This window comes from Rufibacter ruber, assembly GCF_001647275.1.
Classification (GTDB): Bacteria; Bacteroidota; Bacteroidia; order Cytophagales; family Hymenobacteraceae; genus Nibribacter; species Nibribacter ruber_C.
This window is the reverse complement of the sequence record NZ_LRMM01000056.1, coordinates 1-14,999: the sequence shown is the minus strand read 5'-3', so window position 1 is coordinate 14,999 and position 14,999 is coordinate 1. Positions and strand designations below refer to the sequence as shown.

Here is a 14,999-nt window from a genome sequence, read left to right as displayed (position 1 = left end):
ATTGGGAATTAAGAAATAGGAATTGATTTGATAGAAAGTAGTATTGAGTACATTCTTAATTCCTAATTCTAAATTAATCAAAAAGGTCTGGTTCTTTCAACTTTTTTACGGTACTGGTCACTGAGCCGGCCAACAGCCTGGTCTGCAGCTCAGCCCCCACTTTCAACTGGTCAAGTGACTTGAGCAGCTTGCCGTTCACATAGGTGAGGGTGTAGCCGCGCATGAGCATGATCTCAGGGTCATGGGATCTGATGTCCATTTCCAGCAGCTGGAGCTGGTGCCCCTTCACCTGCACATAGTCTTTGGCCCCGTAGATCAGCCGCTGCTGGTTCTTCTGGAAATTGATCTGAGCCTTCTGCAGTTTCTGTTCAGCCGCCAGTTGCACGCAATGCTCCAGGTGGGTAAGTGAACGTTTGCCTGCGTCCAGCTTCTTTTGGCTGTGGTTCTCCAGGTGTTGGGTGTACTGCTGCTGTTTGCCTTCTTTGGCGCTGAGAAGCTTCTGCACACTGTGCGTGAGCCTGAGCTCCTCGCACATAACATGCCGTTGCACCTCAGTGAGATATTTCTGCGGTTTATCAGAGAGGGTACGGGTTTGGCACTCCAGCTGGTACTGCCGGGCCTGCAAAAAACGGCTGGTGCGCTGCTGGATCTGCCCCGTTAACTGGGCAATGCGGCGTTCCTGGGCAACGGCCAGGGCGGTGGCAATGTCCTTCACCTGCAGAAACTGCTCTTCCAGGCGTGCCTCAAAGGCATTGAGGCGGTCAATCAGAAAGGCCGCCACGGCGGTGGGCGTTTTTAACGGCGTGTGGGCTACCAGATCGGTGACAGACTCATCGCGCTCATGGCCAATGCCGGTGAGCACGGGCAGCGGCATCTGGGCAACGGTGGCCGCTAATTCATACTGGTCAAAGCACAGGAGATCTGTCTGGGAGCCCCCGCCCCTGATGATGACCACGGCATCAAACGCTTGCTGTTGCAGGCTCACGCGGTGGAGCGCGGCTTTGATAGAGGGAACCGCCTCTGTGCCCTGTACACTGGCTTCAAACAAGGCCAAACGGAAGGCATACCCGAAAGGGTTCTTCTCCAGCTGGCTCACAAAATCCTGATACCCGGCGGCGGTGGGCGAAGAGATGACAGCCAGCCGCTGCGGTACCTCTGGGAGCACCTGTTTCCGGTTCAGGTCATAGAGTTCCTCCTTCTGGAGGCGCGTAATGGTTTCCTGCCGCTGCCGGGCCAGATCGCCAATGGTGTAGGTGGGGTCAATGTCATAGATGTCCAGGCTGAAGCCGTACAGCTCATGAAAGCGCGGGCTGGCGTTGAACAGTATCTTGAGCCCGTTTTTAAGGGGGTGGCCGGTCTGTTCCTCAAAATAGCGGGCTATCTCCTGGTACTGGCGTTTCCAGATGGTGCCCCTGGCCTGGGCTATGAGGGTGCTCCTGGAGCCGGCTTCCTTGTCCGTGAGGGTGAGGTAGCAGTGGCCGCTGCCGTGGTGCACACGGGCTTCAGAAATCTCAGCGGTGATCCAGTACCGGTGCGGCAGGGCGTTTTCTATCTCCTCCCGCAGGCGGTGGTTGAATTCAAACAGCGTGAGTGGCCGGTTGGTACTGACCGTGAATGAAATCTCTTCCTGGTGACTTTGAAAACGTAACCCCATGCCGTGCGCTCCTCTTTTTTCAATCTCCTAAAATTACGTTTTTTACCATTGCCGCCAATTCCCGGGAGAAAAAAAATCATCTGCCGCTTTTTGTTGGGCCTCTCCCCGCAAATTGTTGCCAAAGTGCAAATCCTTCAGGGGAGACTTCGCGTTTTAAGAATCATTCCTACCTTTGGTAGCACAACCGGAACAAAACACGTTCATCAGCAAACCCATATGCCAAATCTGATACTTAGCGAGATTAATATCTATCCAATCAAATCACTAGGGGGAATATCGTTAACGTCGGCGCAAGTAGAGGAACGGGGCCTGCAGTATGACCGGCGGTGGATGCTGATTGACGAGAGCGGCATATTCTTGACCCAGCGCAAGCTGGCGCAGATGGCGTTGCTCAGGGTGGCCATGGCCCCAGAGGGGTTAGTGGTTACGCATACCGGCAAAGACATGCCGCCCCTGCTGGTGCCGTTTGAAACCACCAGTACCCGCTCCCTGCTGGTGACCGTCTGGGAGGATATCTGCTTTGCCTATATTGTAAGCCCAGAGGCCAACGCATGGTTCTCTGAAGCCTTGGGAATAGACTGCCGCCTGGTCTACATGCCAGACAACTCTATCCGGCTCATTGATCCCAATTACGCCAAGCATAAGGAGAAGGTGAGTTTCTCAGACGGCTACCCGTTCCTGATGATTGGGCAGGAATCCCTGAACGACCTGAACAGCCGCCTGGACGAGCCCGTGCCCATGAACCGGTTCAGACCCAACTTTGTATTCACCGGCGGGCAGCCGTATGATGAGGAAACCTGGCGAACCGTCAAGATTGGCAATATCCTGTTTTACGGCGCAAAGCCCTGCGGCCGGTGCAACGTCACCACCATTAACCAAGACACCGCTGAGGCAGGGCAGGAGCCGCTCAAAACCCTGTCTGGCTACCAGAAGAAAGGCAGCAAAGTCATCTTCGGGATGAACCTGATTGGCCTCTCTACCGGAACCGTCTCTGTGGGAGACAAAATCACCGTGATGGAAGCGGGCACCGTTGCCAACGCCGGGTAAAAAGCAGTAAGAGCTTGTTTACATTTTGGTTTTGCAGGCGAAAACGGGGAGCACAAGGTTCTGGCGAAGCGATTTTTGAGCAGCATAGCAGTGCTATGGTGCGAGAAAATGGCAAAGTCAGGTTCTTTTGATACCCGTATGCAGCGCAAAAGGAAAAGTTAAACATGCTCTAATTGAAAACAGCACTTTCCGCACTGCGGAAGAAAAAATATACGATTAGGGGAACGGAGGCTGTTTCTGTTTTCGGCCTGTTTTTCAGAAAACAAGCCGAAAACAGAAACAGCCTGACCCAATAAGGAGCAAAAAGACGAGAGGGAGCTGTGCTGCCGGGTGCTTATTCAGACTTTCTCTTTTGAAATAACCTTTAAGAGACGGTATCTTCTGCCGGAGGCATCTGCGGGTGGGTTCTCCACTTTCTCAATTCTCACTTGAAGCGTGTACACAAAGCCTTCTTCATAGTCAATACCCTCTATGGTATCATAGAACAGACGCCAGTCAGGTGAGCCTGCCTGGGCACCCTCCTGCACCAGAAAACACTGTTGGGCCGCCACGCCCTGGCAGTTCTGGGTGTAATGGTTAATGCGCATAGTGGTTTCTCTGGCCACTTCTTCCTCTTCTTCACAGGCGGCCAATGCGCCTAAAAGGCAAACCATGAGGGAATATTTTTTCATACCAGGTGCTGCTTGTTTCTCTCATGACCCCCAGCCGGCCCCAAAGGTTGCAGGCAACAGCACAATGAAGCTCTTGGCCGTCTGGCTGTTGAGCAAAGCCCATGTTTAGAAAGAAAGGATAAACAACGTAAGCAACTTCTGTCTGTCTGCCTAGAGGAGGCGGGGCCTTCTCCAGGTCTGGAGCGGCAGAAGTTGGCGCAAAAGGGGGCGACAGGCTTGCGGACCAGGCGTGGGAAATGTACCTTTAGCACGAAGGCAGGGCCTGTTTCTGGGGCCCTGGCCTGCTACCTCAATCCTTTAGACAATTACACAATGGCTGAACATACCCGTTACCTCATCACAACCAGCCAGGGGCAGGAATTTGACCTGACGCTGGCCAAAGAGTTGCGCAGCAACAACCTGTACCCGTTTGGGTTGCACAATTACGCCATCTACCGGTCACCAGAGGGAGTGTACATCAAAGGCACCAATTCAGGGAACCTGCACCTGATGCTGGATACCTATGAGGTCATTCAGGAACCAGAGGCGCAAAGCTACCGGCACCCACACCACCGCCTGGAAGATTAATGTTTCTGTTTTTCGCTGTTTTTCATGAAAACAGCCCGAAAACAGAAAACTGAGCCTCGCTTCTGCATCTCCGGCTCAAAACAGAACTTTAGAGATTTGCCTCATATAGATAACCCAGCCGCCGGAATTTTTTTTCTGGTTGCTTGGTTATTCTTTTTCATTTTAATGAGGTATGAGCCAATCAATTCTGCGCCGGTTTTCCACCCGCGCATTTCCAATTATACTGGTGTGTTTCCTGATCCTTACGGGGTGTAGCCCCCAGAATACGCTGCGGGGGGTATTTAAGAAACAAACGCCCTATGAGAAATACCAGTCAGGACTTAAAGACGCCAAACTGGACCAGACGGCGCTGGGGCAGCAGTGGGTAGCGGCCGGGGAGAAGGCGGTGCAGGCGCCGGTGAAAATCTCCCTTCCCTTTAAGGAGACGGGTTATTTCCCCGCTGAGAAACCCATGGCCGCAGGTTATCAGTTTACGGTGAAGCGTGGGCAGAAGGTGGCCGTGAAAGTGCAGACGCAGGGCAAGGAAACGCCGCAGGTGTTTGTAGACCTTTTTGAGACAGATCCAGACAATCTGGGAGCTCCTAAACATGTGGCCAACGCAGACACGGTCTCCAGTCAGCTGGAGTACGAGATTGAGGAGGAGCAGCCGCATATCCTGCGGGTGCAGCCAGAGCTCCTGCGCAGTGGGGAGTATACCGTGACCATTGAAACAGCCCCGGTGCTGGCGTTTCCGGTACAGGGCAAAGACAGCCGCGCGGTGCAGAGCTTCTGGGGGCAAGACCGTGACGGCGGCAGCCGGAGGCATGAGGGAATAGATATTTTTGCGCCCAGGAATACGCCCGTGGTAGCCTCGGTGCCGGGGTTTGTGACCCGGGTGAACACCACGCCGCTGGGTGGCAAAGTGGTCTGGCTCTCTGATACCAAGCGCAGGCAAAGCCTCTACTATGCCCACCTTGACAGCCAGCTGGTGAACGTGGGGGATCAGGTGCAAGTGGGAGATACCCTGGGGCTGCTGGGCAACACGGGCAATGCCAAAACCACGGCTCCCCATTTGCACTTCGGTATTTACCAGTTTGGGCAGGGGGCGGTAGATCCTTACCCGTACGTTCACAAAGACCGTGAGAAGCCAGCAGCGTTGGAGGTAGACACCCGCCGGTTCAACGCCTGGACCAGGGTGGCAAAGTCTACCTCCACGTTGCGGGCGGCACCTTCTGGCACGGCAGCGGCGCTTGCCACTTTGGCCCGCCATACGCCGCTGCAGGTGCTGGCGGGCTCCTCCTCCTGGTACCGGGTCCTGCTGCCAGACGGTAGGCAAGGGTACATTGCGGCCAGTCTGGTGGAGTCACTTGAGAAACCGTTGCGCACCCTTAAGCTGAAGAGGCAAGCCCCTCTGCTAGATGCGTCAGAAGCCACTGCTGCGGCAAAGCGTACCTTACCGGCAGATTCTTCTGTGCGGGTGCTGGCCATGGCAGGTGATTTTCTGCTGGTGAAAGAAGCCGCCGGTGTGGTGGGCTGGATTTCCACAGATGCGGCTGAATAAGAAGGTAGGCTCTGGCGGTGGTAAGAGCCTGTAACTTTCTGTAATGATCTGCAGTTGAATTATTTAAATTTTATATAACTTTAATCATGTAATCAAATATGTCATATGGAGGAGCATTGGGAACTGAAAAATGCTCACTCCAGTATTTCACTGGACCATGTGAGCCAGCGTGATATGTTTTATATAAAGTGGTGTGGGCACATCAATTCAGAAGATGTGATTCAGACAGCTTTGAAATATATTGAGCTGCAGAAAGGGCGCAACTGCCCCAAAATCTTGAATGATAAAAGCGAGGTGACCGGTGACTGGGAAGAGGCCAATGACTGGCTGGAGTTTGAATGGCTCCCCAGGGCGGTGGCCAGTGGCCTTAAATGTTTTGCCATGGTTCTCACCCGTGACCTGCATGATCTAGGGGCGGCGCTGGACCTGGAGCGCAGGTTTACCCCAGAGTGCCGGGTGAAGCTGTTCAAAGAGCCAGACGCGGCTCAGGAGTGGCTGGACACCTGTCATTAGCCGCACTTAGACCAGTTTACTTAACAGCTTTAAACAAACCTTTTGCGTCATGGCCTGTCTCCAGGGTGAGGTATTCTGCCTGAAGCGCCTTGATTTTGAGCTTGTCGCCGGGGGAGATATTTCTTTCCACGGCATCTTTCTTGTGACTCATCTGCTGGTAGATCTCATCTACATAGTCCCAGTCTGCGGCGGTCCAGCCAGAGCGGTTTTTCCTCACATTCTGCAAGAACGTAGCATAGGTGTCATGTACCCGGTCTGGTGCCCAGATAGAGTCCAGGGCGGTGGGCGAGCCTAAGAGTTCAGTCTTGAAGCGCCGTAAGGTCTCGCCGTGCAGGGGCATCTCTGCGCGCTGCTGGCTGCTGGCCTCCCAGTTGTTAAACTTGCGTCTGAGTTCCTTGTATTCTTCTTTTGATGTAGCTGACAGGCTGTCCAGGCGGGCATCAAGGCGGGCGCTGCGCTGCTTGAATTCCTCTTTCACCTCCGGCCACTTGTCATCTGCGGTGCTGTCTGCTTTTGCGGTTTTAGCTGCTACCCAGTTTCTGAAATCTGCCAGCTCCTCCTCCACCTTGTTTTCCGTCTGGGTGACAGCCGTTTGGTCAGATGGGCGGTCACAGGCGGCGGTCAGGAGAAGGGTGGCACAAAACAGGAACGGGTATAAACATGAAAACTGTGATCGCATAGCACCTATGTTTTTATAGGGCATACGCAATCACAGTCAGGTAAGGTTACCAGGAGCCGGTTTTAGGCGGCTTGCGCCGAAGGCAGGTTAGAACAGGCTGGGCTCAAATAACCCGAACAGCTCAATGTTGATCCGCTCTATGATGTGGCCCAGGTCCTCCGGGTTCTGCACAAAATCCATGTGGTTCACATCAATGACCAGCAGCTTGCCGTTCTTGTAGCCGCTGATCCATTGGTCATATTGCTCGTTCAGGTTTTTAAGGTAGGCCAGCGAAATATTATCCTCATAATCACGCCCGCGTTTCTGAATCTGGTCAATGAGCTTGGGCAGGTCGGCTTTCAGGTACACCAGCAGGTCTGGGGGCTTGACCATTTTGGTCATAGACTGGAACAGGTTGAAATAATTCTGAAAGTCCCGCTCACTCATCATGCCTGACTGGTGCAGGTTTTTGGCGAAAATATACGCATCTTCATAAATGGTGCGGTCCTGTACCACCCCGTTGGTGCGCTCATTGATCTGCAGCACCTGGTTAAAACGGCTGTTCAGAAAGAACACCTGCAGGTGAAACGCCCACCGGGGCATGTCCTCGTAAAAATCCTTCAGGTACGGGTTGTCATCAACCGCCTCTAAAAATACCTCCCATTTAAAGTGCTGTGCCAATTTGGTGGCCAGCGTGGTTTTGCCGGCCCCAATATTCCCAACTATTGCAATGTGCATGCGCTCTGACTTGATGTGTAATTAATGCGGATGGCAAAAGTACGGGATTACGCCCACATTTCACTCTGCCAGTAAAAGGCAACGGCAGGCGGCCCACAGAAAATGCGTTTTATGCCTGTTTTTCAGAAAACAGGCATAAAACGCAGGCGCCTTGCCTGTATTAAACTCACCGGCTCCTGGTGAGGAGCAGGTCCTTCTCCTGCAGCCGCCCTTTTTTCCAGGCGTTTCTCTCCCGTTTCAGTTGCTTGTGCTCTGCCTTGGTGCGGGGCGTTGAAAGCAAGGCGGCCAGGTCTGGTTTTCCGCCGTCTACCCAGCAGGTGTACCAGAAGGAGGCGGTTTGGGCGGCGGCGGCCCGCATGCGGTCTTCTACTGTGGTGCCCAGCGCTTTCTGATAAGCCGTGGCAAACGCGTCTGTGTAGCTTCTCCTGGTGTGGCCGTTGCGCTCAGTGAGAATGTATTTGGTCTGATCAGTAAAGTCCTGGCTCACCAGCTTCTCCTGCGCCAGCAGCTCAGGTACCAGCCGGTGAGATGCCCGTACCACCTCCCAGATCTCATGCTCCGGGTTTTGGAGGTACCGGGCTTTGCCGTGCTGCAGGCGGTAGGTGGCCAGGTGCCGCTCAGGCAGCTTTGACTCCCACAGGCTGTGCAGGCCCGTCTGCCCCGTCAGCTGGCCGTCATGGTTCACGGTGGTGTGCAGGGGCACGTGGGCATCCTGTACATAATGCGCCAGGTCTGCTGAATAAAACAGGATACTGTCTGCGTTCTTCTCCCGGAAGGCGCGCGTGAGCCTTTCTTTCATGACCATCACCTGCCACGGCACCACCCCATACTTGCGCAGGGTGTCTGCACTGTATTTAGCAACGGCGGGGCCCCAGCTTTCAGGCATTTCATACACGGCCTTCTCCCCGTACACGTCAACGTCAATGTAATGGCGGGGAGCCTCTGCGGGGTCTGTGTTGCGGCGCTCATCTGGCCGTACAGATTTGTCTACCAGGTAGGCCATGTGCCGGTGGTAGAAAGGCTGCATGCCTTTGGGCAGCCCATAGATAGCCAGTTGCTGAATCACTTTGTGGCCAAAGAAACCCCAGCCGAAGCCAGCGGCAGAAACACCCAGCAGCAGGCAGACAAGGAGAATGGTTTTGCGCATCATTGTAAAAAACGGGAAAAAACTCGTGTTCTGGCAAAAAGGTCAGGTTCAGGAAAAGAAGGCAGGCGTGCCGGGCACGCTACAACGGGCGGCGCATGATGTAATCATGGAGGGTGAAGGGCCCAAACGGGATGTCTACGGTCTGGGTGATTTCAAACCCGTGCCTGGCATAGAAATGCTGGGCGGGGTTGTGGCGGTGTACATTCAATTCCAGGTGTTTCCCCCCTAATGCCCTGGCACGCGCCATGACGTGGTTGAGCAGCAGCCGGCCATACCCTTTCCCCTGATACTCTGGGTGAATATAGATCTTATTCAGTTTATACACCTGCTCAGCCGGGTGATAAAGGGAAAAAGCGGCAAAGGCGGCAGGCGTACCCTGGTGGCAGAGCAGCAGGAACGTCTGGCCTTCTTCCATCTGGTGGCGCAATGATTCTTGCGTATAGAGCTGCTCCAGCATGTAGTCTATCTGCGCAGGGGAGAGAATCTGCTGGTACGTGGGGTGCCAGGTGGCATGGGCCAGACGGTGAAGGGTAGCGGTGTCCTGGGTTTCTGAGATGGTAATGCCGGTAACCGGAGGCGGTACGTGTGCCATAGGAAAAAAAGGGCGTTTTGCTTTCTGCAAAAGTACGGGCTTCTCTTAAATTTCCGGTGCAGAAAATTAACGCCGCTGCGCTTGCTAATGCCCGTTAGGTTTTCTACCTTGGCCTCTGTTCTTGGTTGAGCAGTAAGTACTTAAACCTGTAAGCGTGATGAAAGAAGAAGAATCATTGCTGCAATCTACCCTGCTACTTGGCTTGTTCCTGGGCATTCTTCTGTTAGGAAAAGCAACCCTCCTTTCTGAGGAGGCCCGCCCTGCAACGCCTGCCCATTTCTCTAAACCCCCTCGCTGGAATGGGGAGGAGGTGAACAGTGCCTATAGTATGCAGTTGCTCTACCATAGCCTGCTGCCCAACCGCCCCGCCCAGGACCCTGCCGGCTCCCAGACACAGGAACCGCCTTTTACCCGTACGGCCGCCTTGGCGTGGGCAGTGCCGGTGTGTGGGCTTTTACTTTACAAAGAGCCCGCTGAGAAGGCCGCCCCGCCCAAAGCTTGTGAGAGGGCACGTAAACCCCAGGCCAGGTAAACCTTCTTGCTTGTCTGCACAGGGGCACATGGTTGGGGAGCGAATCCTGAGCTGGCTGTTTTTGGGCTGTTTTTCTGAAAACAGGCCAGAAACAGGAAAGGGCCTGACTGGCTGACAGTTCTTGGGCAGAATTTAGAGCTTGTTTAAAATTTGTCTTTTGCGCTGCAAACGAGTATCAAAAGAACCTGTCTTTGCCATTTTCTCGCACCATAGCGGGGCGTATGCTGCTCAAAAATCGCTTTGCCAGAACCTTGTGCTCCCCGTTTTTGCCTGCACAATCAAAATGTAAACAAGCTCTAAAGCTGTTATGCCTCCCCCAATAAAAAAAGCCCTGGGTTCTCCAGAGCTTTCCTTTGTCTTCAGCACATGTTACAGCCTGAACCCAACTGAGAGTTGCAGTACGTTGTTGGTGTAAGCCACCCCTTTCTCATTGCTGTCACGGGTATCAGACACCCCTATGTTATACCTGACAGAGAACTGCAGCCTGGACAGGTCATAGCCCAGACCCAGCGCAATGGCTCCGTCATACTTGTTGCGGTCTTCCTCAATGTCATCAGAATGCTTTCCTTCTTTACGGCTTGCCGCCAGCAGAATGCCAAACTGCGGACCCAGCTGGGCGTGCAGGCCGCCAGAGATCCCCACCTTGAAAATGAGCGGCACATTCAGGTAATGGTAGTGTACGGTGTACTTGCCTTGTTTGTAGCCCTGTAAAGAGTACAGCAACTCCGGCTGAAAGCCGAATCTGGAAGAAATGGACGTAGAGGCGAAGCCCCCAACATGCACCCCCGTAATGGGGTCTGTGCCTTTGGCGTCACCCCCTTCGTTGGCAACGTTCAAGCCTCCTTTAATCCCGAAGCTGGTCTGCGCCTGCGCCCCCAGACTTCCTAAAAATGCGACAATGATAAGAGTGAAAAGCTTTTTCATAAGAGTACTTAAAAACACCTGCAAGGTACAAGGAATGTTGCGTAAAAAAACCTTGTGTAAGACAAACGTTCTGCTTTTGCCGCTATTGCCACCTCACCTCTTTCCTCCCCAACTACGGGGGCCAGGTTTGGGGAAAGCCTAAAAGAACATAAGCCTGCGTTTTTGGCCAGTTTTTCAGAAAACAGGCAAAAACGCAGGCTTAAAAGTAAAGGGGCGGCTACTCCTCTATCTTCCTAAATCTTTTTCCGAAGAAATAGTAAACCGGAATTCCCACCCCAACCAGGATCAGACCCGGCCAGGAGTAGTTGGGTTTGTATATCAGGAGAATGATGCAAATGAACGATGCCATGAGAATATACAGCGCAGGCAGCACCGGGTAGCCAATGGCCTTGTACGGTCTTGGCGCATCTGGCATGGTACGGCGCAGTATGAAGATGCCCGCAATGGTGAGAATGTAGAACAGAAGCACCGCAAAAATCACGTAATCCAGCAGGTCTGAGTAACGGCCGGAGAGACACAGCATACTGGCCCACACGCACTGAATGGCCAGGGCGGCACCGGGTACCGCGTTCTTGTTCAGCCTGGCCATGCTGGGGAAGAAGAGGCCGTCTTTGGCCATGGCATAGTACACCCGCGGCGCGGAGAGAATCACCCCGTTGTTGCAGCCAAAGGTGGAGATCATGATCAGGATGGCAATGGCAATGGTGGCGGGGGCGCCGCCTATGACTTCGGCCACGGCCGTGCCAATGCGGTCATTGCTGGCAAACTGAATGCCGCGGCTAAACGCGTCTGCCCCGGCCGGATCGCCGTTCAATGGCAGAATGGTCAGGTACACCACGTTGATCAGGATGTAGAGCAGCGTCACCACGCCGGTGCCAATGGCCATGCTGAGCACAATGGTACGCTTGGGGTTGACAATCTCATCACCGGAGAAGCCAATGTTGTTCCAGGCATCTGAGGAGAACAGGGAACCAATCATGGCCGTGCCAATGCCCACCATCAATGCCCAACCCGCCAACGGAGCCCGTACCACCTCATTGGTCTGCTTATCCAGCACCACCGACTGGGCATCCCACATGTTGGAGAAATTCAGGTCAATGATCTCGGGGCTGGTGCCCAGCAGCAGACCAAAGCCTAGCAGGGCAAACAACGCAATGATCTTGGTGCTCCCAAAGATGTTCTGGATGATGGTGCCGTTCTTCACGCCCTGCTGGTTGATGAGCGTGAGCAGCACAATAGAGGCAATGGCCAGCAACTGCACAGACGTAAACTGCAGAAAACCCAGGTCCAGCAGCACGTTGTCTTCAGAGAACCACGGTACCAGCACACCGGTAAAACGGGCAAAGGCCACCGCCACCGCCGCAATGGTCCCGCTCTGAATCACCAGGAAAAGGGTCCAGCCGTAGAGAAAGGCCACCAGTTTGCCGTAAGATTCGCGCAGGTACACGTACTGGCCCCCTGCCTTGGGCATGAGGCTGGTCAACTCCCCGTAGCTCAGCGCGCCGGCCAGGGTCATGAGGCCGGTCAGGGCCCACACCAACAGCAGGTACCCGGTACTGCCCACTGAGCGGCCAATGTCGGCGCTCACAATAAAAATACCGGAGCCAATCATGGAGCCCGCCACCAGCATGACCGCGTCAAAGAGTTTGATTTCGCGCTTAAAACCCGTAGAAGTTTCAGCCATAGTTGTTTAATTGGGAATTAGGAATGGAGAATTATGAGCCTGTTTAGCATTTCCAAAAATGAGCTTTAGACAGCTTCTGTACTGGCGCCAGCACCCGCTTGTGTCGCTGTTTTGGCTCTTCTTTTGCGAAAACAGGCCAGAAACAGAAGCAAACAGCTTCAAAAGACTACAAGAAAGCAGACACTTGCGCCTATGGTCAGAAAACACTAAACAGGCTCTAAGAATGAGTTAGCAGAAGGCAAACTTTTTACTTTTCATTCTGAATGAACCTGGTGGGCAACCGGGAAAGTCTTACCCTCAGCACTTGCTTTTGCTAATCAGGCAACCCGGGGCCCAGCACGTAAGGCTCAGAACTGCGCGTTAGACTTTTCTGGGCGGCAGGTCAAACGCCACGGCGTTGTGCTCAAAGTGGCCCTTGTGCGACCCGTCACAGAACGGTTTGTTTTTGGAGAGGCCGCAGCGGCAGAAAGACACCACCTCACGGCCCTGCAGGTTGTACTCATTGCCCTGGGCATCTACTACAGTTAAATCGCCTTCCACTTTCAGGGAGCCGTTGTTGTTCACGGTAATCTTGGTTTTCATGCTGTTTTGGGAAAAAGGGGTGTAAAACAGGAGAACAGTGCAGGCAATAAAAGCTGGTAGAACCCGGCCCACCACCCGCCGCGCGTTTCTCCTCGATTCAAAGATAGTTTTTTTGGGTAATTCTTCAGCAGTTCCTGCGCAAAGAGCCGGGGTTGTTTCTGCGTAAAGCAGGGGTGGCGGTGAAAAAAGTTCTGGCCAGCGGTGGTATCCTGCGGCCAGATGGCCAGCGAAATAAAAAAAAAGTTGGTTCGTTGGTTAAAAAATCAGTGTTTTAACCCCAGAGCGTTTGCTTGCGTAGGAGAACCAGCTTCTTCTGTGCGTGAAGTACTGAGAAACCAATTTATACCACTATGAAAAAAAATCTGATTACCCCTGTTCTGTCGGCGGTGCTGGCTATGGGCCTGCTGGGCTCCTGTGTTTCCACCAAGAAATATGAAGCGGCCCTGGCCGAAAACCGGTCCCTGGTGGTGCTGCAGGATGAGCTGAACCGCCAGAAAGCCGAACTGGAAAGCGAGCGCGCCCGTCTGCAGCAGGACAAGGAGCGCCTGAACCAGGAGAAGGCCGAGCTGGAGAAAGACAAAGCCTCTACCGAAGCCTCGCTTCGTACCAACCTCAACACCAAAAGCCAGCAGGTAGACAAACTGAGCGCAGACCTGCAGGCCCGTGAGGCGCGTCTGCAGGAGATGCAGCGTATTCTGGACCAGAAAGACAAGGCGGTGAACAACCTTCGGCAGATTGTGAGCAACGCGCTGCTGGGTTTCAAAGCCTCTGACCTCACCGTTGACGTGCGCAACGGCAAAGTGTATGTGTCTCTGTCTAACCAGCTGCTGTTCAAATCTGGCAGTACCAAGGTAGACGCCCAGGGGCAGGAGGCGCTCAAGAAACTGGCCAACGTGCTCCAGAACCAGCCAGACGTGAACGTGCTGGTAGAGGGGCACACAGATGATGTGCCCGTAGCCAGAGGAACCGCCGGTATGCAAGACAACTGGGACCTGAGCGTACTGCGCGCCACTGAGATCACCCGCATTCTCACTGATGCCGGGGTGGCCCCGCAGCGCGTGACACCGTCTGGCCGCTCCAAATACGTGCCGGTTGACCCTGCCACCACCGCTGAGGCCCGCCAGAAAAACCGCCGTACCGAGATCATCTTGACCCCTAAGCTAGACGAGCTGTTCCAGATTCTGGAGCAGAACTAAGTGCCGCGAGTTCTGAGGGAAAGCCCTGCGCCGGAAAGATACCCGGGGCAGGGCTTTCTGTTTTAGGGCTGTTTTTGGGAAAACAGCCCTAAAACAGGCTCTCCCCACAGGCTTTCGCCTTACCCAGATTGGCGTTGTTTTTGCTAATTCTACTTCGGCAGGTTGTACCTGCCCGGCAGAAATACTTACATTTGGTAAGGCAACGAAGTATACGCTATGAAAAAGTTGAGAATTTTAGGCTTGTCGCTTGCGCTGATGGCTGGCCTGCAAACAGTTGGCTGGGCGCAGGAGACGAAAACTGAATCTGAGGTGGAGCAGGACCTGAAACGGCTCCGGGAATGGGTGCGCCTGCAGTCAGACAAAGTGGCCACCACCACCCGCGCCGAATGGCCCAGCGTGAAAAGCGACTTTGCCCGCCACGCAGATAAAATTGAAAGCGGGTTTCAGCAGCTCTCAGAAAATTCAAAACGCGAGTACCTGGAGCTGAAAGCCAAATTCCAGGAGCTGGAGTCAAAGCCGTTCTATGATGAGATCCCGCTGCAGGCAGAGGAGGTGCGCCTGCGCGAAAAGGAACTGCTGGGCAGTTTCAGCAACATACAGTCAATCAAACCGGCCCAGATGCGTGAAGCTTATATTACGTTCATGCAAAACGTGCGCGCCAAGCGCCAGAGCTGGATTCCGCGGGACTGGGACTACGCGGAGTATATCCTGCAGAACCTGGCCAAACGCAAAGAAGCCGTTGAGGCCAACCTGACCACCCTGGATGAAATCAAAATCAGAACCCTCATTGGCGAGTTCCACACGCTGCGGTCTGGGCAGGAGTTTAAAGAAAAGCAGAAAGCCAAGTCAAAAGGATAAGCCCGGGCACTCTGGTTTCTGCTTATCTGATTTATTATGATAACTAAGAAGCTCCCGTTTCTGGCCTGTTTTCAGAAAAAAACAGGCAGAAACGGG

General features: G+C 53.9%; 16 protein-coding genes. 7 read left to right on the top strand and 9 right to left on the bottom strand.

Annotated elements, in window-relative coordinates; all coding sequences use genetic code 11:
* Positions 1-73 precede the first annotated feature (73 nt).
* Positions 74-1,654, bottom strand: a complete 1,581-nt coding sequence (xseA, locus tag A8O25_RS17225; protein WP_082893715.1) for an exodeoxyribonuclease VII large subunit — start codon at positions 1,652-1,654, stop codon at positions 74-76.
* A gap of 216 nt (positions 1,655-1,870) precedes the next feature.
* On the opposite strand from xseA, the gene A8O25_RS17220 reads away from it, so the two are divergent.
* Positions 1,871-2,701 (top strand): MOSC domain-containing protein, encoded by an 831-nt coding sequence (locus tag A8O25_RS17220; protein WP_066837363.1) that lies wholly within the window; start codon positions 1,871-1,873, stop codon positions 2,699-2,701.
* 338 nt (positions 2,702-3,039) lie between these two features.
* Here the strand turns inward: A8O25_RS17220 and A8O25_RS17215 are convergent, their stop codons facing one another.
* Positions 3,040-3,372: a DUF4377 domain-containing protein gene (locus A8O25_RS17215; protein ID WP_066837360.1), complete on the bottom strand. Its 333-nt coding sequence runs from the start codon at positions 3,370-3,372 to the stop codon at positions 3,040-3,042.
* Positions 3,373-3,684: 312 nt separating this feature from the next.
* Here A8O25_RS17215 and A8O25_RS17210 point away from each other — a divergent pair, with 312 nt between their 5' ends.
* The 3 genes from A8O25_RS17210 (at position 3,685) to A8O25_RS17200 (ending at position 5,992) form a co-directional block, all read left to right on the top strand.
* Positions 3,685-3,939 carry a hypothetical protein gene (locus A8O25_RS17210; protein ID WP_066837357.1) on the top strand — a complete coding sequence of 85 codons (255 nt, stop codon included), beginning with the start codon at positions 3,685-3,687 and terminating at the stop codon, positions 3,937-3,939.
* Between the two features lie 172 nt (positions 3,940-4,111).
* Positions 4,112-5,479: a M23 family metallopeptidase gene (locus tag A8O25_RS17205; RefSeq protein ID WP_066837354.1), complete on the top strand. Its 1,368-nt coding sequence runs from the start codon at positions 4,112-4,114 to the stop codon at positions 5,477-5,479.
* A gap of 105 nt (positions 5,480-5,584) precedes the next feature.
* Positions 5,585-5,992 (top strand): hypothetical protein, encoded by a 408-nt coding sequence (locus tag A8O25_RS17200; RefSeq protein ID WP_066837344.1) that lies wholly within the window; start codon positions 5,585-5,587, stop codon positions 5,990-5,992.
* A 16-nt stretch (positions 5,993-6,008) separates the two neighbouring features.
* On the opposite strand, the gene A8O25_RS17195 is transcribed toward A8O25_RS17200, so the two are convergent.
* The 4 genes from A8O25_RS17195 to A8O25_RS17180 form a co-directional block, all read right to left on the bottom strand.
* Positions 6,009-6,671 carry a hypothetical protein gene (locus A8O25_RS17195; RefSeq protein WP_066837341.1) on the bottom strand — a complete coding sequence of 221 codons (663 nt, stop codon included), beginning with the start codon at positions 6,669-6,671 and terminating at the stop codon, positions 6,009-6,011.
* 87 nt (positions 6,672-6,758) lie between these two features.
* A complete protein-coding gene (locus A8O25_RS17190) occupies positions 6,759-7,388 on the bottom strand; it encodes a deoxynucleoside kinase (RefSeq protein ID WP_066837338.1) in 630 nt (209 codons plus the stop codon).
* 166 nt (positions 7,389-7,554) lie between these two features.
* Positions 7,555-8,538, bottom strand: coding sequence for a zinc dependent phospholipase C family protein (locus A8O25_RS17185; protein ID WP_082893714.1), 984 nt, complete (start codon positions 8,536-8,538; stop codon positions 7,555-7,557).
* Positions 8,539-8,614: 76 nt separating this feature from the next.
* Positions 8,615-9,127, bottom strand: a complete 513-nt coding sequence (locus tag A8O25_RS17180; protein WP_066837337.1) for a GNAT family N-acetyltransferase — start codon at positions 9,125-9,127, stop codon at positions 8,615-8,617.
* Positions 9,128-9,284: 157 nt separating this feature from the next.
* Between A8O25_RS17180 and A8O25_RS17175 the strand changes: the two genes are divergently transcribed.
* Positions 9,285-9,659, top strand: a complete 375-nt coding sequence (locus A8O25_RS17175) for a hypothetical protein (protein WP_066837334.1) — start codon at positions 9,285-9,287, stop codon at positions 9,657-9,659.
* Between the two features lie 369 nt (positions 9,660-10,028).
* On the opposite strand, the gene A8O25_RS17170 is transcribed toward A8O25_RS17175, so the two are convergent.
* From A8O25_RS17170 to A8O25_RS17160, 3 genes are all read right to left on the bottom strand, one after another.
* Positions 10,029-10,583 carry a porin family protein gene (locus A8O25_RS17170; protein ID WP_153042808.1) on the bottom strand — a complete coding sequence of 185 codons (555 nt, stop codon included), beginning with the start codon at positions 10,581-10,583 and terminating at the stop codon, positions 10,029-10,031.
* 217 nt (positions 10,584-10,800) lie between these two features.
* A complete protein-coding gene (locus tag A8O25_RS17165) occupies positions 10,801-12,267 on the bottom strand; it encodes an APC family permease (protein ID WP_066837331.1) in 1,467 nt (488 codons plus the stop codon).
* Positions 12,268-12,627: 360 nt separating this feature from the next.
* Positions 12,628-12,849: a CDGSH iron-sulfur domain-containing protein gene (locus A8O25_RS17160; RefSeq protein WP_066837400.1), complete on the bottom strand. Its 222-nt coding sequence runs from the start codon at positions 12,847-12,849 to the stop codon at positions 12,628-12,630.
* Between the two features lie 350 nt (positions 12,850-13,199).
* On the opposite strand from A8O25_RS17160, the gene A8O25_RS17155 reads away from it, so the two are divergent.
* Positions 13,200-14,045: an OmpA/MotB family protein gene (locus A8O25_RS17155; protein ID WP_066837329.1), complete on the top strand. Its 846-nt coding sequence runs from the start codon at positions 13,200-13,202 to the stop codon at positions 14,043-14,045.
* Positions 14,046-14,261: 216 nt separating this feature from the next.
* Positions 14,262-14,903, top strand: coding sequence for a hypothetical protein (locus tag A8O25_RS17150; RefSeq protein WP_153042807.1), 642 nt, complete (start codon positions 14,262-14,264; stop codon positions 14,901-14,903).
* The last annotated feature ends 96 nt before the right edge of the window (positions 14,904-14,999 follow it).

Excerpts from the sequence above, each read along its gene's own strand:
- A8O25_RS17160 (WP_066837400.1), bottom strand. The coding sequence starts at position 12,849 with ATGAAAACCAAGATTACCGTGAACAACAACGGCTCCCTGAAAGTGGAA.
- A8O25_RS17215 (WP_066837360.1), bottom strand. The coding sequence starts at position 3,372 with ATGAAAAAATATTCCCTCATGGTTTGCCTTTTAGGCGCATTGGCCGCC.
- A8O25_RS17220 (WP_066837363.1), top strand. The coding sequence starts at position 1,871 with ATGCCAAATCTGATACTTAGCGAGATTAATATCTATCCAATCAAATCA.
- A8O25_RS17210 (WP_066837357.1), top strand. The coding sequence starts at position 3,685 with ATGGCTGAACATACCCGTTACCTCATCACAACCAGCCAGGGGCAGGAA.
- A8O25_RS17205 (WP_066837354.1), top strand. The coding sequence starts at position 4,112 with ATGAGCCAATCAATTCTGCGCCGGTTTTCCACCCGCGCATTTCCAATT.
- A8O25_RS17170 (WP_153042808.1), bottom strand. The coding sequence starts at position 10,583 with ATGAAAAAGCTTTTCACTCTTATCATTGTCGCATTTTTAGGAAGTCTG.
- A8O25_RS17195 (WP_066837341.1), bottom strand. The coding sequence starts at position 6,671 with ATGCGATCACAGTTTTCATGTTTATACCCGTTCCTGTTTTGTGCCACC.
- A8O25_RS17200 (WP_066837344.1), top strand. The coding sequence starts at position 5,585 with ATGGAGGAGCATTGGGAACTGAAAAATGCTCACTCCAGTATTTCACTG.
- A8O25_RS17150 (WP_153042807.1), top strand. The coding sequence starts at position 14,262 with ATGAAAAAGTTGAGAATTTTAGGCTTGTCGCTTGCGCTGATGGCTGGC.
- A8O25_RS17185 (WP_082893714.1), bottom strand. The coding sequence starts at position 8,538 with ATGATGCGCAAAACCATTCTCCTTGTCTGCCTGCTGCTGGGTGTTTCT.
- A8O25_RS17155 (WP_066837329.1), top strand. The coding sequence starts at position 13,200 with ATGAAAAAAAATCTGATTACCCCTGTTCTGTCGGCGGTGCTGGCTATG.
- A8O25_RS17180 (WP_066837337.1), bottom strand. The coding sequence starts at position 9,127 with ATGGCACACGTACCGCCTCCGGTTACCGGCATTACCATCTCAGAAACC.
- A8O25_RS17190 (WP_066837338.1), bottom strand. The coding sequence starts at position 7,388 with ATGCACATTGCAATAGTTGGGAATATTGGGGCCGGCAAAACCACGCTG.
- A8O25_RS17175 (WP_066837334.1), top strand. The coding sequence starts at position 9,285 with ATGAAAGAAGAAGAATCATTGCTGCAATCTACCCTGCTACTTGGCTTG.
- xseA (WP_082893715.1), bottom strand. The coding sequence starts at position 1,654 with ATGGGGTTACGTTTTCAAAGTCACCAGGAAGAGATTTCATTCACGGTC.
- A8O25_RS17165 (WP_066837331.1), bottom strand. The coding sequence starts at position 12,267 with ATGGCTGAAACTTCTACGGGTTTTAAGCGCGAAATCAAACTCTTTGAC.